The organism is Streptomyces sp. NPDC047085 (genome assembly GCF_040643735.1).
In the GTDB taxonomy this organism is placed as follows: Bacteria; Actinomycetota; Actinomycetes; order Streptomycetales; family Streptomycetaceae; genus Streptomyces.
The window spans coordinates 14,855-32,618 of the sequence record NZ_JBEYUW010000016.1 but is presented as its reverse complement, the minus strand read 5'-3'; the positions used below and the strand labels follow the sequence as shown (position 1 = coordinate 32,618).

Here is a 17,764-nt window from a genome sequence, read left to right as displayed (position 1 = left end):
CGGACACTCGCTGCCGAGCCCGGCCGGAACGACGGCACACCCCCGCCCCGTACCACCCGGAACAACGAGAGCGCGGCAGTTCGTTGAGCAAAGACTGTCGTATTGCCTCAGGGCTCGGCGGGCTGGTTTGCTTCACCGCTCAACGACGCACAACAACGACCCCTTGACCGCACTAGCGACAGCCCCCACGCGCGGGGGTGACGTGGCCGTTCGACTGGAGTTGCACGTGGCCGGGCGCATCGAAGACTACGCACTCATCGGAGACATGCAGACCGCTGCCCTGGTCTGCCGGGACGGCACAGTGGACTGGCTGTGCCTGCCCCGCTTCGACTCGCATGCCGTCTTCGCCGGCCTGCTGGGCACCGAGGAGCACGGCTTCTGGCGGCTCGGCCCGGCGCACGCGGCCGACTCCCCGCCGCCCACGGCCGCCCGGCGGACCTACCGCGGCGACTCGCTGATCCTGGAATCGGAGTGGGACACCCCGCGCGGCACCGTGCGTGTGACGGACTTCATGCCGCCGCGTGACGGCGCGCCGCAGCTGATCCGGATCGTGGAGGGCGTCACCGGCCGGGTGCCGATGCGCTCGGAGCTGAGGATGCGGTTCTCCTACGGCCGGGTGGTGCCGTGGGTGCACAAGCACGAGAACCGGACGGTGGCGGTCGCCGGTCCCGACTCGGTGTGGTTCGACACGGAGGCCGAGACCTACGGGAAGTCCCTGACGACGTACTCGGACTTCACGGTCGCCCCGGGTGACCGGATCGCGTTCACCATCTCGTGGCAGCCCTCGCACAAGGAGCCGCCGCCCCTACCGGAGCCGGAGCAGTCGCTGGAGGCGACGGAGGAGTTCTGGCGCGAGTGGGTGGAGCACTGTACGTACCACGGTCCGTACCGCGAGGCGGTGATCCGCTCGCTGATCACCCTGAAGGCGCTGACGTACGCCCCCACGGGCGGCATCGTGGCCGCGCCCACCACCTCGCTCCCCGAGGAGATCGGCGGCGTCCGCAACTGGGACTACCGCTACACCTGGCTGCGGGACGCGGCGATCACCCTGTCCTCGCTGCTGCGCACGGGCTACCGCGAGGAGGCCCGCGCCTGGCGCGAGTGGCTGCTGCGCGCGGTGGCCGGCGACCCGGAGAACCTGCAGATCATGTACGGCATCGCGGGCGAGCGCGAGCTGGGCGAGGCCGAGCTGGACTGGCTGCCCGGCTACGAGGGCTCGGTCCCGGTCCGGGTCGGCAACGGCGCGGCCCACCAGCTCCAGCTGGACGTCTACGGCGAGGTCACCGAGGCCCTGCACCTGGCGCACATGACCGGTCTGGCCCGCAGCGACTACGCCTCCCTGCTCCAGCTGAAGCTGATCCGCTACCTGGAGGACCACTGGCAGGAGCCGGACGAGGGCATCTGGGAGGTGCGCGGGCCGCGCCGGCAGTTCGTGCACTCGAAGGTGATGGCCTGGGTGGCCGTGGACCGCACCATCAAGCTGATGGAGTCCGGTGACGTGGACGGTCCGCTGGAGCGCTGGAAGGAACTGCGCGACGACATCCACCGCGAGGTGTGCGACAAGGGCTACGACAAGGAGCGCAACACCTTCACCCAGTACTACGGCTCCCAGGAGCTGGACGCCTCGCTGCTGCTGATCCCGCAGATGGGCTTCCTGCCGCCGGACGACAAGCGGGTGATCGGCACGATCGAGGCGATCCAGCGCGAGCTGTCCACCCCGGACGGGTTCATCCTGCGCTACCCGACCGAGGGCGACCGCGCGGGCGTCGACGGCCTCCCGGGCGACGAGGGGGCCTTCCTGGCCTGCTCCTTCTGGATGGCGGACGACCTGGCGATGATCGGCCGGGTGGACGAGGCCCGCAAGCTGTTCGAGCGGCTCCTCGCGCTGCGCAACGACCTAGGTCTGCTCGCGGAGGAGTGGGATCCGCGCCTGCAGCGCCAGGTCGGCAACTTCCCGCAGGCCTTCAGCCACGTGCCGCTGATCGACACGGCACTGCGGCTGACGGCTTCGGGGGCGTACGGAGGCTGAGCTTCCCGCCTCGGCGGAAGCACACTGGAAGCACAAGGGAGTCTCCCTTCCGGAAGGGGGCTCGCATGGCTTCCCGTTCCACAGCGCACGCGGCCCTCGCCGCGCTGCGCGACGAACTGGCCGGCGAGGTGTTCGCCCCGGGTGACGAGGGCTACGACGACGCCCGTGCCGTCTTCAACGGGCTGGTCGACCGGCGCCCGGCCGTGATCGCCCAGTGCGCGCACGTGACCGACGTGGTCCGTGCCGTGCGGTTCGCACGGGAGCTGGACCTGCACATCGCGGTGCGCGGGGGCGGGCACGGCGTCGCCGGTACGGCCCTGGGTGACGGCGCGCTCGTGGTGGACCTGCGCCGGATGCGCCGGGTGAGCGTGGATCCCGCGACCGAGGCGGTCCGGGTCGAGGGCGGCGCCACGACCGGCGACCTCGACCGGGCCACCCAGCCCCACGGACTCGCCACCACCGGCGCCCGGGCTTCGGCCACCGGGGTCGCCGGATACGTGCTCGGCGGCGGCACCGGCTGGCTGGACCGCGCCTTCGGGCTCGCCGTCGACAACCTGATCGGCGTGGAGCTGGTGACCGCCGACGCCGAGCAGGTCCACGCGAACGCGGACGAGAACCCCGAGCTGTTCTGGGCGCTGCACGGCGGCGGCGGGAACTTCGGCGTCGCCACCGCGCTCACCCTGGAGCTGCACGAGCTGCCCGAGTTCACCGTCGCCCTGCTGCTGTACCTGCCGGAGACCGGCCCGGACGTGACCCGCACCTTCCGCGAGATCATCCGCACCGGGCCCGACGAGACGGGCGGCACGGTGCTGTACGTCACCGGGCCGCCCGCGGAGGTCGTACCGGAGCACCTGGTCGGCAGGCTGGTGTGCGTGGTGGTGCTGACGTACGCGGGCGGCGAGGAGGAGCTGCGCAAGCTCGCCGAACCGCTGCTCGCGCTGCCGCACGAGGCGGAGCTGACCGGTGCCGTGCCGTACGCCCGGCTGCAGCGGCTGCTGGACGAACCGGCCGGACTGCGCAACGCCTGGTCGGCGGAGTGCCTGACCGGCCTGCCCGACGAGCTGGTGGACGTCTTCTGCGCCCGCGCGGACGGCATGCCCGTGCCGACCGATTCCCGGTACCTGCTCCTCCCGCAGGGCGGGGCGGTCGCCGCGGGCCCGCACGCGTACCCGGTGGCGTACCGGAACGCGCCGTGGGCGGTGCATCCGCGCGCGCTGTGGACGGACGCGGCCGACGACGAGCGGGCGACGGCCTGGGTGCGGGACGCGCGCGCCGACGTCGCGCCGTGGCGCACGGGCGCCGTCTGCCTCAACTACATCGGCGACGAGGGTCCCGAGCGCGTGCGGGCGGGCCTGGGCGAGGGGAACCTGCTGCGGCTGGAGAAGGTGAAACGGGCCTACGACCCCGACAACGTGTTCCGCTTCAACCCCAACATCCGACCCGTGTAGCCCGGAGGTGTGCATCGGGCGTTTGCGCAGGTAGCGTCCGCTGCATGGACAGCGGTACGGAGAGCAGACTCGCCACGCAGGGTTCCGGGATCACCGTTCGGAGGGCGCTGGAGCTGCCCGGGCTGCGCAGCGGGCTCCCGGAGATCCTGGCGGGCGCCGACCGGCTGGGGCGCACCGTGCGCTGGGTGCACGCGGGCGAGGTGCCCAACATCGCCTCGCTGCTCAAGGGCGGCGAGCTGCTGCTCACCACCGGCTACGGCCTCGGCACCCGCCCCGCCGAGCAGCGGGCGTTCGTGCGCACCCTCGCCGAGCGCGGCATCGCCGCGCTGGTGGTGGAGCTGGGCCCGCGCTTCACCCGGCTGCCCGCCGCCCTGGTGGACACCGCCCGCGGCGCCGGGCTGCCGCTGGTCCAGCTGCACCGCGAGGTACCGTTCGTGACCGTCACCGAGGAGATCCACACCGAGATCGTCAACGGGCACTACGCGCTGCTCCAGCGGGCGGAGGAGGTGCACCGGCGGTGTACCGAGGCGCTGCTGGGCGGGGGCGGGGTGCCGCAGGTGCTGGGCATCCTGGCCGACTTCAGCGGCAACCCGGTGTTCCTGGAGACGGCCGACGGCCGGCTGCTGTACGCCGCCGGGGAGGGTCCCGAGGGCGCGGATCCGCTGCAGGTGTGGGAGGGGCTGCGGGGTCCGCACAAGGACGCGCCGCCGCCCGCCGGATCGGTACTCGTGGACGTGCCCGGCGGCGGACCCGGGAGCGGACCCGGGGCGGTGCGGGCCCGGCTGGTGCTGCTGCCGGTGCGGGGGCTGCTGGCTCCGGTGCACCGGATCGCCGCCGAGCGGGCCGCGGGGATCCTGGCCGTGGTGCTCATGCAGGCGCGGCAGGAGGAGGAGCTCGCGGCGCGCGGCCGGGGCGACTTCCTCACCGACCTCGCCGAGGGCCGCATCACGGCCGAGGACGCGCCCGCGCAGGCCCGGGTCCTCGGCTTCAAGCCCGGCGACAGCCCGCTGCTGCCGGTCGTGATGCGGGTCGGAGACCCCCTGTCCCCCGGCGGCGGCTGGGCGGTGCTGGCGCGGGCGGTCGCCGAGGAGCTGGCCGCGGTGGGCGTCCCGGTGCTGCTGGGTGTGCGGCCGGTCGAGGGCCGGGTGCCGGTGCTGCTCGGGCTGCGCTCGGAGTCGGAGCGCTCCGCGGTCGCGGACCGGGTGGCCGCGGCGCTGCGGGCGGGCGTCGAGCGGGCCGGGATGCGGCGGCCGGGCGCCCCGCCGCCGGTCGTGGTGGTCGGGGTGGCCGGCGGCTGGGCGGCCGCGTCGGCGGGCCTGAGGCACGCGGCGGAGACGGCGACCGCGGCCCAGGGGCTGACCGACCGCCCCTGGTACGACGCCCGCCGCCTCGACATCGACCTGCTGCTGTGGCGGCTGCGCGACCACCCGGACCTGGCGGCCTTCGTGGACCGCGCGATCGGCCCGCTGCGCGACCACGACCACCGCTCCAAGCCGCCGCTGCTGCCCACCCTGGAGACCTATCTCGCGCACGCGGGCCGCAAGGCCGAGACCGCCCGCGAGCTGCACCTCAACCGCCAGACCTTGTACAACCGCCTCGCCCGCATCGGCGAGTTGCTGGGCACCGACCTCGACGACCCCCAGACGGTCCTGGCATTGAGCCTCGCCCTGCGCGCCCGCCGGCACGTGCCCTAGACACGCCCGAGCATGCTGCCCCGGATCCTGGAGGGTGGCTGGGCCAGTGGTCTCAGCTGGGCTACGCCAGTGGTCTCGGCTGGGTCAACTCGTCATAGATGCTCAGGACCTGAGCCACCGTCTCGTCCTCGGTCGGCCAGGTCGCGGCCTGCCGCCCGCCGCGCTCCCGCAGCAGTTCCCGCCGCTCCGGGTCCGCGAGCAGGCGTACGACGGCGTCCGCGAGCGCCTTCGCGTCGCCGTACGGGACGAGTTCGGCGGCGTCGCCCACGAGGTCCGGGACGCCGCCGACGGCCGTCGCGACGAGCGGCACGCCCGCGTGCAGGGCTTCCTGGGCGAGCACCGAGCGGGATTCCCATTTGCTGGTCAGCAGCGCCAGGTCGGCGGCGGCGAGCAGATCGGGCACGTCGTCGCGGGCCCCGATGAGCCGGACCGGCAGCTCCTCGTCCTCGACGCGGCGCTGCAGCGCGGGCCGCAGCGGGCCCTCCCCCGCGACGACGACCAGCGGCGGCGGGTCGAGGCTCCGCCAGGCCCGGGCCGCGTCCAGCAGGACGTCGTAGCCGCGGTACCGGTCGAGGGAGCCGACCGCGACGAGCAACGGGCGCCCCGTGGCGCCGAGTTCGGCGTGGAGCTTGGGGCCCGGCCGGTCGGGGTCGTCGGTGTCGACGGGCCCGCGCCGCCCCGGCAGGGCCACGGCACCGAGCCGGGCGTCCCGGGCACCGGTCCGGCGGGCCCGGTCCACCAGGTCGGAGGAGGTGCCGAGCACCACGGCGGCCGTGCGCACCACGCGCCGCTCCAGCAGCCGCAGCAGATGCGCCCGCGCGCCCTCGGCCCGTGCCCGGTCGTGCCAGGTGACCACGAGAGGGGTGCTCCGGCCGCCGAGCGCGAGCACGGCGCGGAAGGAGGCGTGCAGCCCGTGCGCATGGACCAGGTCGGCGTCCGCGCAGGCCGCCCGGAGCGCGGCCACGGAGGCGGGGTCGCTGCTGCGCGGCACGGGTACGTGGTCCGCTCCGGTGCCGCTGAAGTCGTAGGCCAGATCGGCCTCGGCCGGGGCGCACACCGTGACCTGCACGCCCCGGGCGACGAGCCCCTCGGCCAGGGAGCGCACGTGCGCGCTGCTGCCGGCGTTGCCCCCGCCCAGCACCTGCACGGTGCGCAGCGGCGACTGGCCGTGCGGTGCGTTGCTGCTCACGGGGCTCACGGGGCTCACGAGGCCGGGGCTCCTGATTCGGCGCGGGCGGTCACGGGTCACGGGTCAGGGGTCAGAAGAAAACGTACAGAAGGCAGCGGGCGGGGAAGGGCGGAAGGACGTACCGCGCGCGCCTCCCACGCGGACCGCGTCCGGCCCGCCACCCGCCCCGCGTTCCCTGCCAAGCATGCCAGTACGTACGGCCGTTCCGGGAAGCACGGGGAGGCGCACAGCGCGGCAGGCGGGGGCAATGCGCCGGAGCACATCACCCACACGGGTGAATGAAGGCCCGGCCCGGACGCACGGTCCCCCGGCCCGTACCCCGAGGTCAGCGCCTCACCACGCCCGCGCCCAGGCACTCACCCGGTCCCCGTACACCGCGGCGGCCACCACGGCGACGGCGTGCGCCAGCAGTCCCGCGCGCCGGTTGCACACCACCACCGCGCTGCCGAGCGCCGCGCCCAGGGCGTGCGCCCCCGTGTCACCGATCATGGCACGCTCCCCGAGGTCGTCCGGGAGCACGGCCGCGGCAGCGCCGGTCGCGACGGCGGCCAGCGCGCCACCCGGCCCGGTCCGCACCAGCCCCGGCGCCCCGAGCGCGAGCACGGCGCCGGCCGCGCGTCCGGGCCGTACGTCGACGAGGTTCACGAAATGCGCGGCCCCGGCGATCACGACACCCGCCAGCAGCCGGTCGAGCGGCCGCTCCTTGAGCAGCGCGCCGGCCACCAGCCCGGCCGCCGAGATCCCGAACAACTTGACGGCGCCGCTGGTCACTTCGCCGTGGCGCAGCGCGCCCAGATGCGCCCGGAAGCCGCGCCGCGGATCCTCCGCGCCGACGACGTCGTCGTACGCCCCGCAGACGCCGGCCGCGAGCACGGCGAGCCCGGCCGCGGGGCGCACCCGCGCGGCGGCGAGGGCCGTGGCGAGCGCGGCGGCCGGTCCGGCGTACAGCTCGACGGTCCGGCCGGCGTAGTTCTTCCGCCGCCAGCGGTCGGAGCCGCCGGTGGCGATCCCGCGCAGGGCCGCGGTCGTTCCGCGCGTCAGCAGGGCCGCCGTGAGGAAGGCCGCGCACCGGCCGGTTCGTGTGCTCATCCGGTCACTCTAGATGGGAGTTCACGGTGAGACTGTGGCCAGGGGTTCGGGCCACCATGCGGTGACGAGGGCGTTCAGCTGGGCCGGGGTGGCGGCGGAGCGGGCCGGGAGCTCGGGGGGCAGGAGGCGGCGGGCCAGGCCGGTCAGGGTGGAGCCGGGGCCCAGTTCGACGAGGTGGAGCGGGCCGTCCGCCAGGGAGGCGAGGGACGCGAGGGTCGCCATGGAGTCCGACCAGCGGACGGGGAGGACGAGTTGACGGCACATCGACTCGCGCCAGAAGTCCGGGGCGTCGCCGTGGTGGGCGAGGCCGTCGACATTGGTGATCACCGGGCAGTGCCCGGCCCGGACGGGCGTGTCGCGGACGGCGGCGGCGAGGCGGGGCCGGGCCGGTGCCATCAGCGGGCTGTGGAAGGCCCCGCCGACCGGGATGCGGACCGCCCGCGCGCCCGCGTCCGTGGCCTGCTCGGTGAGGGCCGCGACGGCGTCGGGACGGCCGGAGACCACCACCTGGTCGGGGCCGTTGACGTTCGCCACCCACACCTCGGCCCGCTCGGCGACGCGCAGCCGCGCGGCGAGCAGTTCGGCGCTCCGCGCCACGCCCGGTCCGACCAGCACGGTCATCGTGCCCGGCACCAGCCCGGCCGCCGCCGCCATCGCCGCGCCCCGCTCGGCCACCAGCCGCACCGCGTCCTCGGGAGCCAGCACACCGGCGGCGGTCAGGGCCGCGTACTCCCCCAGGCTGTGCCCCGCGCACACGGCGGGACGCAGGCGCACGGTGCCGAGGGCGGTCCGCAGCGCGTCCAGCAGCACCATCTCCAGGGTGAAGGTGGCCAGTTGGGCGTTGTCGGTACGGGTGAGCCGCTCGGCGTCGGCATGCAACAGGAGGTCCGCGAGGTCCCGTCCACAGGACTCGGAGAGGTCCTCGACGACCTGCCAGTGCGGGGTCTCCCGCCAGGGCGCCCCCATCCCGGGACGCTGGGCGCCCTGTCCGGGGAAGAGGAGGGCGAGGGGGGTGTCAGGTGGAGTGAGTGGGGCGTTCGGGTGCGGGGGCGGGGCCGTATCGGGTGCCGTGGTGGGCGGGCAGGAAGTCCGTGCAGACATGGGTCCAGTTCCTTCCTCGGACGGTGACGGCCGCGGTGAACCCCTCCCCCGGCCGGGGCCGGAGCAGGGTCCACGCGCCGGGCACGCCGCGGGGCGTGCCGGTGCCGTCGGGGACGACCAGGCGCCGTGCGGCCGGCAGGGTCACTCCGTGTCCGGTCGCCTTGAGCACGGCCTCCTTGCCGGTCCAGCGGCGCAGCAGCGCGGCACGCCGGCGGGCGGGCGGCAGCAGCAGGTAGGCGCGCAGTTCCTCGGGGGCGAGCACGGCGCCGGCCAGGTCGTCCAGGTCGGCCGCCCGCGCCGGACCGGCCGACAGGTGCTCCAGGTCCACTCCGACCTCCGCGCCACGGCACACCGCGACCAGCGCCCGGTCCCGGCTGTGGCTCAGGCTGAACCGCAGCCCGTCGGCCCCCTGGCCGGGCAGCCGGGGCTTGCCGCGCCGGCCGTACTCCAGCGTGACCCGGCCGGGGGCCACGCCGAGGTAGCCAGCGAGCAGGGTGCGCAGGGCCACCCGGGCGGCCGTCCACCGCCGCCGGTCCTCCCGCAGGACGAACCGGGCGGCGCGGGCGGCCTCGTCCGCGCCGAGCACCTGCCCGGCGACGGCGAGCGAGTCGTCCGCCGCCGGGCCGCTCAGCGGAACGCGCCAGACGTGCACCAGGCCGGGCGGGGGCGGCGCCAGCGGATCCGGCCGAGGGACTCGTGGCGGGACCGCCGCAGCGACCGGCGGAGGCACCAGCAGAGGCACCGGCATGATGGCATCTCCTCAGCTCGCCCGTGCCGCGTGCCCCGACTCGGCGAGCCCGGGGACCGGGGTGTCGAGCACCTCGGTGAGGAACTTCGGCAGGGAGGCCCGTACGCCGGCGAAGGGCTCGTGCCCGCCGGGGTAGCGCTGCCAGGTCACCGGATGGCCCCAGGAGGCGAGCAGGTCCCGCAGTACGCTTCCGCTGCGCTCGGGCACGATCCAGTCGCGGGCGCCGTGTCCGATCCACACCGGCAGCCGGCTGTTCGCGGGCGCCGGCCGCCCCTCCGGGAGCAGCGCGGACAGGTCGGGCGGCAGAAAGGGCGCGTACAGGGCCGTACCCGCGAGGGGTTCGCCATGCCGCAGCGCCAGCGTCAGGGCGACCGTCGCCCCCTGGGAGAACCCGGCGACGACGGTCCTCGCGGCGCCGATCCGCTCGGTCTCCGCCCGCAGCAGGCCGATGAGCGAGCGGTGCGCGGCCAGCAGGCCTGGGACGTCGATCCGGTCCAGCGCGAACAGGTTCTGCGGGAACCAGCACGGCACCGGCAGCCCGGTCAGCAGGCTCGGCGCCTCGACGGGCGCGCGCGGGAACACCCCGCGCACGCCCGCCTCGGCGAGCCCGAACCGCTCGGCGACGACCCGCAGATCACCGGGCACCTGGCCGACGCCGTGCAGCCAGATGACGGTGGCCCGGTGCGTTCCGGCCGGCTCGGTCTCCTCGTACTCCAGACGGTCCATCGCGCTCACCCGGGCTGGGGGGCCGGGCGCGGCGCGGCGGGACGCCGGAAGAGCATCGACGCGTACTGCCCGCCGAAGCCGAAGGAGTTCTTCAGGACCGCCCCGACCGGCCGCCGCACCGGGGTGAGCGAGGTGCGCACGGCGCACGCCGGGTCGGGTTCGGTGCAGGTCGGCACGGGCGGTACGACACCGCGGCACATGGTGAGCGCCGAGGCGACCGTCTCCACGACTCCGGAGGCGGCCGAGCCGTGCCCGGTCAGCGACTTCACCGCGCTGACCGGCAGTTCGGCCATCCGCTCGCCGAAGACCTTGTGCAGGGCGCGGGCCTCGGTGACGTCGTTGAGGCGGGTGGAGGTGCCGTGCGCGTTGACCGTGTCGACGTCGTCGGGGTGCGCGCCCGCCTCGGCGAGGGCGGTGCGCATGACGCGTTCGATCATCTCCACGCGGGGAGCGGTCATGTGGCTGGTGTCCACCGCCAGTCCCCAGCCACCGACGACGGCGTACGGCTCGGTCATCCCGCGTCCGGCGGCGTGCTCGGCGGTCTCCAGGACCAGCGCGCCGGCGGACTCGTTGATGACCATGCCGGTACGGCGCCGGTCGAACGGCATGGACGCCTGCGCCGGGTCGCCCCTCCAGCGGGACAGCGCCATGAGCTGGCCGTACTGGGACAGGACGTAGGGGGTGTTGCGGGAGACGGCGGCGGAGACGACGGCGTACCGCGCGCGGCCGGCCCGCAGCAGCCGGACGGCCTCGGCGATGGCGCGCAGTCCCCCGGAGCAGGTCGCCTCCAGGCGGACCGGGAGCACGGCGGTGCCGAGGCGCTCGGCGATCTCTCTCGGGTAGGCGGACAGGTCGCGGGTCTCCAACGGCAGGTTCCTGCCGCGCAGATGGTTCAGGACGGCGGCGGGGTCGTTGCCGATGGTGTCGTAGCGCTCGGCGAGGTCCTCCATGTGCGTGACGTAGTCCTGCGGGAAGGATCCGGTGGGGCCCGGCCACACGCGGGCGTACACCAGTGCGGCGGGGCCCGCGGCGGCGGGCTGGGCGTCGAGGCGGGCGTCGGTGAGGGCCTGTTCGACGGAGGCGTGCATGAGGGTGTCGCCCCAGGAGCGGCCGGGCGCGCTGTGGCCGGCGGCGACCTTCTCCTTGACGTCCTCCGGGATCAGTCCGGCCGTCCAGCCGCAGGGCAGCCCCGCGGTGTCCATGCGTTCCTCCAGGACGATCCCGGAGCGGCCTTCGAGGTTCGCCGACCAGAAGGTCTCGACGTCACCGCCGATGGGGGTGACCAGGCCCATGCCGGTGATGACGATGTCGTCGCTGGCGTCGGTCATGCGTGTGCCTTTCCGTGCGCGGTCGCGAGGAGCAGGGCGCCGGCCGCCGTCGCCTCCGCGCCCTGGTTGAGCGCGGTGAGCAGGAGCGTCGCCGGAGGCGGTAGGGGCCGGGGTGCGCCGAGGACCGGGTCGAGGCCGGGGAGGGCGGGGTCGGGCCGGTTCAGGAGGCCGACGGGGGGCAGTTCGGCGCGGGTGAGGCTCTCCACGGCCAGCGCGGTGTCGATGAGCGCGGAGCACTCGAACGCGTTGCCGATGGTGCCCTTGGAGCCGGTGACGGGCAGGCTGCCCGTGCGCGGCAGCACGGTGTCGGCCTCGACGCGGTCCAGGCGGGCCGAGCCGGCCCCGTGCGCCCACCACACGGTGGGCCCGGCGTCCGCGCCGGCGAGTACGGCGTCCACGGCGAGCCCCGCGGCCGTGGGCAGGTCCGCCGCGGCCAGCACCTCGCAGCCGAGGAACCGGGCCAGCGCGGGCCCCGCCGCCACGTCGGCCCGCTCCAGCAGCACGGCGGCCGCGCCCTGTCCGGCGAGGGTGCCCGAGCGTTCGGCGTCGAAGGGCCCGGCGCCGGTCGTGGCGCGGGTGCCGAGGGGCTCGTCCTGGTCGAAGGCGGCCATGCCGGTGACCGTCAGCGGGGCGCCGACGCCGACCACCAGGACCCGGTCGAGTTCGCCGGTCTCCAGCAGGCGCCCCGCGAGGGCGAGCGCGCCGGCGCCACCGGCGGCGGCCTCGCCGTACGCGGCCACGTTGGAGCCGCGGAAGCCGCTCGCCATGGACACGAACTGGCCGAGCTGGGAGGGGATGCCGCGGATGTAGGAGTAGTCGGGCACCTCGTCGTGCAGGAACTTGGCCAGCGGCCGGGCGTCGCCGCGGTACTTGGAGGCGAGCTGCGGGATGACGTCGCTCAGTTCGTCGCCGCTGCTGGCGACGGCCATGATCGTGCCGCCGCGCACGTCCTCGCGCTCGCCGGTGATGCCGGCCTGGGCCAGGGCCTGGCGGGCGACGGCGACGGCCCACCGGGCGGACTGGTTGGCGTACTTGCTCGCGTCGGCCCAGGACCGGCCCTCGGGCCAGGTGATCTCCGAGGTGTCCACGACGGCGGTCGGCCACGGCAGCCCGGAGGAGGCGCCGTCGCCGCCGGGGTGGTCGAAGAAGGTCTTGCCGGCGGCCATGGCCTCCCAGAGCCGGGCCGCGCCGAGGCCGGCCGGGGAGATCACACCGGTGCCGGTGACGACGATGTCCGGCCGTATGGCGGGGCGGTCACTCGGCACGGCGGCCTCCGCTGCTGATGCCGCCCCACAGGCGGTAGCCGCCGTCGACGGTGATGGTCTGTCCGGCGATCCAGGACGCCTCGTCCAGGCAGAGCAGGGCGACCACGTCGGCGCTGTTCTCGGGAGTGGTCATGCGGTCGTCGGGCCACGGGGAGACCGCGAGTTCCTTGGCGACGCCGTGCTTGAAGTCGGGGCGGACCTTGAACACGCCGGTCTGGACGAGTCCGGGGCGTACGCAGTTGGCGACGATGCCGTACGGCGCCAGCTCGTAGGAGAGGTAGTCGGTCAGCGCCTCCAGGCCCGCCTTGGCCGCCGCGAACAGGCCGGCGCGCGGGATGATGCGCGTGGTGGTGGAGTTGGTGATGGTGATGAAGCGGGCACCCTCGCGCTCGCGCATCAGCGGCAGCGCGTGCTTGGCGAGCAGCCAGGTGGCCCGGGAGTTGGTGTCCTGCACGAACTGCCAGTCGCCGAGGGAGGCGTCCTCGAGCCGGGTGAACTTCGTCGCGGCCGCGTTCTGCACGAGGATGTGCAGGTCCTGGTGGATCTCGCCGATCTCCGTGATCAGGTGCTCGATGTCCGCCGGGTCGCTCAGGTCGGCCCGGTGCAGGGTCACCTCCGTGCCCCGCTCGGCCAGTTCGGCGGCGAGTTCCTTGGCGGGGCGCTCGCGGTCGACGTAGTTGATGGCGATGGTGGCGCCCCAGTCGGCGAGCTTACGGGTGATGCCGGCGCCGATGCCACGCGAGCCGCCGGTGACCAGGGCCACCCGGCCCTTGAGCGGCTGGTACTGGTTTTCCGCGGGTTTCCCCGTCACTGACATCACTGAACCCTTCCCGTCGTGGCGGGCCGCTCGGCCCGCCGCAGCAGCACGACGCTCATGCGTCCGATGGCGTACGTCCGGTCGTTCTCGTCGAAGACCCGGCGGGTGGTCTCGATCAGGCCGATCCGGTCGTCGATCTCCGTCGCCCGGTCGGTGCTCGTGGTGAACCAGAACGGTGTGTCGGGATAGAGCGGGCGCACGAAGTCCCAGCCGAGCCTGCGCATCCCGACGATCGCGGCCGGCGAGCCGTGCTGGACGACCCAGCCGGAGGTGATCGAGTGGATGAATCCGCCGGGCACGATCCGCTGTCTGCGGTCGGTGCCGTGGGCGAAGTCGTCGCTGTCGTGCACGGGGTGCTTCTCGCCCATCAGGTCGAGGAGCTGGTCGAGAAGCGCCCCGCTGAAGACGACGGGCCCGAACTTGCGTACGGGCGCGTCCACCAGGTCCTCCCAGTACTTCACGGCCCCCATGGCCGTACCGCCTTTCGGTCCGCCCCGCTCACCGGGACCGCCGTCCGGCCGCGCTGCGCATGACCATGCGGCCGCCGTCCACGGTGAAGGTCTGGCCCTGGATGTAGTCGGCCTCGTCGCCGGCCAGGAAGGCGACGAGTCCGCTGATGTCCTCCGGCAGGCCCCACCGGGTGCCGTCCCCGTCGGAGCCGAGCCGGTCGGCGACGGCGGAGGTCATCTCGGTGCGGACCTTGCCGGGTGCCACGCAGTTGACCCGGATGCCCTTGCGGCCCACCTCCACGGCCAGGGCCCGGGTGAGCGACTCGATGCCGCCCTTGGAGGCCGCGTAGGCGCTCTGTCCGGGGCCGGGGGTGCGGGCCGAGTTGGAGGAGATGTTGATGATGCGCCCCCAACCCTGGTCGAGCATGGCCGGCAGCACGGCCCTGCTGGTCAGGAAGGGGCCGGTGAGATTGGTCCGCAGGACCCGCTCCCAGCGGTCGGTGCGGGTGACGGCGAGGAGCTGGTCGTCGATCACGGCCGCGTTGTTGACCAGGACGTGCAGGGCGCCCTCCTGCGCGGTCACCTTGTTCACCAGGTCCTCGACGGCGGCCTCGTCGCCGACGTCGGCCTGGTGCAGGGCGGCCCGGCCGCCGCTCGCCTCGATGTCCTTGACCACCGCGCGCCCCGAGTCGAGCGCACTGTGGCACACGACGTGCACGGTGAATCCGTCGGCGGCGAGCCGGCGGGCGATGGCGGCACCGATGCCGCGCGAGCCGCCGGTCACCAGGGCCACCCGGCCGGATCCGGCCGGGTCGGACGAGAGCCGCTCGGAGGAAGTCCGCTCGGCAGAGGCCGGCTCGGCGGAGGCCCGCTCGGAAGAGGTTCGCTCGGAAGAGGTTCGCTCGGACACGGCCGGCTCAGGCACGGCCGGCGGCGACGGCGTCGGCGATCGAGGCCACGCTGCGGTGGTGCTGCTCGGCCTCGGCGTTCCAGGCGTCCAGGTCGAACTCGGTGCCGAAGTGCCGGTTGATCCGGCGGGCGAGCTGGAGCAGGTCGAGGGAGTCGAGGCCGAGGTCCTCGACCACCGAGTGAGCCGGCTCGACGCTCTGCTCGGCGATGCTCGGCTTGACGTCCTTGAGCAGATCGATGAGCTCGTCCAGCGTGGTGTTGGATGCCGTGGTCATCGTGTTCCTCCCCAGAGGTCGCGAGTGGTGGCGCGGCCGGATTCCCGGCTGCCGCAATCCATGCCAACAGAGCGTGGAAAGCGATGGCAACGCGCTTCCCTTCCCGATCACCGGACAATCGGTTGTGTGTCTACATCGCGACGACAGAAGAACTCCACGCCGGGCGACGGAACTTGTTTCTCCACTTCTCGGACAGGATGAATCAGCAATCCGGGTCGACCAGCGGAAAGACAGCGTCAAGGTAAAGCACGGTAAAGTTCCCTTGACCACCCGTCAGGGCGCTTCATAAGGTTGATCCGCGTTCGCGAACACCCCTCCGGATCCGCAGTTGTTTGATTGACCGTCAGACCGAGTGGCTAGATGTACAGGGGGAAACTCGTGGGGCGCAGCAAAACTCCGGTCCCGCAGTCCGCGCAGTACTACGAACTGGCCGAATGGCTGCGCTCGCTACGCCGGCGGTCAGGGCTGACGTACCGGCGGATGTCGCAGCTGATCGAGGAGGACCGGATGGCCGGACCGGGGTGTTCGGCCGTCACCCTGCTGCGCGCCGACCGGGGCACGTTCCTGCCGCGCCGGCAGGTCGTGGAGGCGTATGCGCAGGTCTGCGGGGCGACGCGGCGCGAGGCCCGGGTGCAGTGGGAGCGTGCGGCTCAGCAGTCCGACCCGGTTCCCGGCGCCGGCGGGCAGGCGCCTCCCGTGTCCCCTCCCGGGCGGCGGCTCGAATTCGTCTATCGCCCGGCCCATCTCCTGGAGGCGATGCACCGGGTGCGGCTGGCGGCCGGCCAGCCCTCCCTGCGCGAATTACAGAAGCGGGCCCGGGACCTGGGCACGGGCCCGCTTCCGCGCAGCACGCTCGCCGATGTTCTGGCGGGGTTCCGGATGCCGTCGGAGGAACTCCTCATCGCCTACGTACGGGCATGCGGCGAGCAAGGACACCTGCTGACCCTCTGGCGGCACGCATGGGCCCGCGCCCAGGGCACGGATATGGCCGGGTTCGATCGGTGAATTAATTCCCTGGAAATGGCGTGGAATCTTTCCCGAGACCGGCGATTAAACCCCGGGAAAAGGCGGTCCCGCACCTTCTTCGGCCGAAGATCAAGCCAATCGGTGGATCGAGGTCCGGCCGATCGGTTGGCCGAAGATCACGCCAATCGATCGGCCGAGGGCCGGCCCCTCGGCGGGCCGGGCATCCCGCCCATCGGCCGAATACCGCCCGTGCTTCACGGGATTTCCGGAGCCGTGGCCACACACCAGCCGTACGCGGGCAGGGACACGGTTCCGGACACGCCGTCCACCGCCCCCTCCCCCGCGGCCCACGCCCACGACGCGCCCGGCACCGAACCGGTCGCGGGCGCCGCGCCGAAGTTGAGCCCGACGGCGAGGGCGGCACCACCCTCCGGGTCGGCGAGGGTGTAGGTGAGGACGGCGTTGCCGAGGGTGTGGACCTGGGTCTGGGCCCGCACCAGCCAGGGGTTGCGCCGGCGCAGACCCACCAGCGTCTGGTGCAGCCGCTCCACCGCCAGCTGGTCGTCGCCCAGACCCGCGGGATGCGGAGGGAACGCCGGGCGGATGGCGTCGTCCCCGCCCTCGCGCTCCTCCTTGACGCCCCGCCAGGCGCGCTCGTCGCCCGCGTAGACGGACGGCACCCCGCCGACGGTGAACAACACCGTGAGGGCATGGGCCAGATGCCGCGGCTCGCGCAGTCGGCTGGCGATGCGGGTGACGTCGTGATTGCCGACGAAGGTCGCCGGTACGAAGGTGTCGAGCAGGGCGTTGTGGCGCTTGAGCGCCCAGGCCAGCTCGTGCGGGTTGGTGTCGTTGAGCGAGCTCCAGACCGCCTTCCACAGCTCGTACTGCGTGACCGAGTCCAGGCCGCCCTCGGTGACGTACGCGGCGTAGTCCCCGTGGATGACCTCCCCGCTGAACCAGACCCGCGGATGCCGGGCCCGTACCCGGTCGGTGACGGTGCGCCAGAAGGAGCGCGGCACCGCGTACGCGGCGTCCAGCCGCCAGCCGGCCACGCCCCTTTCCAGCCAGTGGTCGAGGACGGAGGTCACGTAGGCGGCGACGGCGGGGTCGGCGTGGTTCAGGGCGACCAGGTGCCGGTGCCCCTCGAAGGTGCGGAAGTCGTCGCCCTCCGGGACGAACCAGTCCGCGTACGGCGAGGCGGCACCGTTGCGCTGGACGTCGGCGAAGGGGCCGAAGGAGCGGCCCACATGGTTGAAGACGCCGTCCAGCAGGACGCGCACGCCCCGCTGTGCCGCGCGCTCGATCAGCTCGGTCAGGTCGTCCTCGGTGCCGAGGCGGGGGTCGATCCGGAAGTGGTCGACCGTGTCGTAGCCGTGTGTCTCGGCGGCGAAGACGGGGCCGAGGGCGAGTCCGTTGCAGCCGAGCCGGACCAGGTGGTCCAGCCAGTCGACGAGCACCGGCAGCCGGTGGCGGGGCGGTTCGTCCGGGGGCAGGGCGGCGCGCTCGGCGCCGAGGAAGCCGAGGGGATAGACGTGCCACCAGATGGCGTGGTCGGACCAGGGCACGGAAGCCTCCGTCAACGGGTTCGGGGCGGATGGTCAACGCGTTGGGAATGGGACGGACGGTCAACGGATGCGCGGCGGAAGGGCAACGGGTTGGCGGCGGACGACGGTCAGCAGGTTGGCGGCGGACGACGGTCAACGCGCTCGGGGTGGACCGCCGGCGGGT

General features: G+C 73.9%; 16 protein-coding genes. 4 read left to right on the top strand and 12 right to left on the bottom strand.

What is annotated here, in order from left to right:
- Nucleotides 1-226 precede the first annotated feature (226 nt).
- From ABZ865_RS36760 to ABZ865_RS36750, 3 genes are all read left to right on the top strand, one after another.
- Nucleotides 227-2,029 carry a glycoside hydrolase family 15 protein gene (locus ABZ865_RS36760; RefSeq protein ID WP_361240413.1) on the top strand — a complete coding sequence of 601 codons (1,803 nt, stop codon included), beginning with the start codon at nt 227-229 and terminating at the stop codon, nt 2,027-2,029.
- A 65-nt stretch (nt 2,030-2,094) separates the two neighbouring features.
- Nucleotides 2,095-3,477: an FAD-binding oxidoreductase gene (locus ABZ865_RS36755; protein WP_361240114.1), complete on the top strand. Its 1,383-nt coding sequence runs from the start codon at nt 2,095-2,097 to the stop codon at nt 3,475-3,477.
- Nucleotides 3,478-3,521: 44 nt separating this feature from the next.
- On the top strand, nt 3,522-5,171 hold the full coding sequence (locus ABZ865_RS36750) for a PucR family transcriptional regulator (RefSeq protein ID WP_361240112.1): 1,650 nt from the start codon (nt 3,522-3,524) through the stop codon (nt 5,169-5,171).
- A 61-nt stretch (nt 5,172-5,232) separates the two neighbouring features.
- Here the strand turns inward: ABZ865_RS36750 and ABZ865_RS36745 are convergent, their stop codons facing one another.
- From ABZ865_RS36745 to ABZ865_RS36695, 11 genes are all read right to left on the bottom strand, one after another.
- Nucleotides 5,233-6,369 carry a glycosyltransferase family 4 protein gene (locus ABZ865_RS36745; RefSeq protein WP_361240410.1) on the bottom strand — a complete coding sequence of 379 codons (1,137 nt, stop codon included), beginning with the start codon at nt 6,367-6,369 and terminating at the stop codon, nt 5,233-5,235.
- A gap of 324 nt (nt 6,370-6,693) precedes the next feature.
- Complete coding sequence (locus ABZ865_RS36740; protein WP_361240111.1) at nt 6,694-7,449, bottom strand: hypothetical protein; 756 nt, start codon at nt 7,447-7,449, stop codon at nt 6,694-6,696.
- A 21-nt stretch (nt 7,450-7,470) separates the two neighbouring features.
- Entirely contained in the window at nt 7,471-8,550 is a 1,080-nt protein-coding gene (locus ABZ865_RS36735; RefSeq protein ID WP_361240109.1) for an ACP S-malonyltransferase, read from the bottom strand.
- A complete protein-coding gene (locus ABZ865_RS36730; RefSeq protein WP_361240108.1) occupies nt 8,465-9,298 on the bottom strand; it encodes a 4'-phosphopantetheinyl transferase superfamily protein in 834 nt (277 codons plus the stop codon). The genes ABZ865_RS36735 and ABZ865_RS36730 overlap by 86 nt, the downstream gene beginning before the upstream one ends.
- 12 nt (nt 9,299-9,310) lie before the next feature.
- Nucleotides 9,311-10,024 (bottom strand): hypothetical protein, encoded by a 714-nt coding sequence (locus ABZ865_RS36725; RefSeq protein WP_361240106.1) that lies wholly within the window; start codon nt 10,022-10,024, stop codon nt 9,311-9,313.
- 5 nt (nt 10,025-10,029) lie between these two features.
- Nucleotides 10,030-11,352 (bottom strand): beta-ketoacyl-[acyl-carrier-protein] synthase family protein, encoded by a 1,323-nt coding sequence (locus tag ABZ865_RS36720; protein WP_361240104.1) that lies wholly within the window; start codon nt 11,350-11,352, stop codon nt 10,030-10,032.
- On the bottom strand, nt 11,349-12,617 hold the full coding sequence (locus ABZ865_RS36715; protein WP_361240103.1) for a beta-ketoacyl synthase N-terminal-like domain-containing protein: 1,269 nt from the start codon (nt 12,615-12,617) through the stop codon (nt 11,349-11,351). The genes ABZ865_RS36720 and ABZ865_RS36715 overlap by 4 nt, the downstream gene beginning before the upstream one ends.
- Nucleotides 12,607-13,428 carry an SDR family oxidoreductase gene (locus ABZ865_RS36710; RefSeq protein ID WP_361240101.1) on the bottom strand — a complete coding sequence of 274 codons (822 nt, stop codon included), beginning with the start codon at nt 13,426-13,428 and terminating at the stop codon, nt 12,607-12,609. Before ABZ865_RS36710 ends, ABZ865_RS36715 begins: the two co-directional genes overlap by 11 nt.
- Nucleotides 13,429-13,433: 5 nt before the next feature.
- Complete coding sequence (locus ABZ865_RS36705; protein WP_361240099.1) at nt 13,434-13,904, bottom strand: hypothetical protein; 471 nt, start codon at nt 13,902-13,904, stop codon at nt 13,434-13,436.
- A gap of 28 nt (nt 13,905-13,932) precedes the next feature.
- Nucleotides 13,933-14,793: a 3-oxoacyl-ACP reductase family protein gene (locus ABZ865_RS36700; RefSeq protein WP_361240097.1), complete on the bottom strand. Its 861-nt coding sequence runs from the start codon at nt 14,791-14,793 to the stop codon at nt 13,933-13,935.
- Nucleotides 14,794-14,800: 7 nt separating this feature from the next.
- Nucleotides 14,801-15,067 carry a phosphopantetheine-binding protein gene (locus ABZ865_RS36695; RefSeq protein ID WP_361240095.1) on the bottom strand — a complete coding sequence of 89 codons (267 nt, stop codon included), beginning with the start codon at nt 15,065-15,067 and terminating at the stop codon, nt 14,801-14,803.
- A 378-nt stretch (nt 15,068-15,445) separates the two neighbouring features.
- Here ABZ865_RS36695 and ABZ865_RS36690 point away from each other — a divergent pair, with 378 nt between their 5' ends.
- The gene (locus tag ABZ865_RS36690; protein ID WP_361240093.1) at nt 15,446-16,072 is read left to right on the top strand and encodes a helix-turn-helix transcriptional regulator; all 627 of its coding nucleotides are present in this window, start codon (nt 15,446-15,448) and stop codon (nt 16,070-16,072) included.
- 215 nt (nt 16,073-16,287) lie between these two features.
- On the opposite strand, the gene ABZ865_RS36685 is transcribed toward ABZ865_RS36690, so the two are convergent.
- Complete coding sequence (locus ABZ865_RS36685; RefSeq protein WP_361240091.1) at nt 16,288-17,601, bottom strand: alpha-amylase family protein; 1,314 nt, start codon at nt 17,599-17,601, stop codon at nt 16,288-16,290.
- Nucleotides 17,602-17,764: the final 163 nt, after the last annotated feature.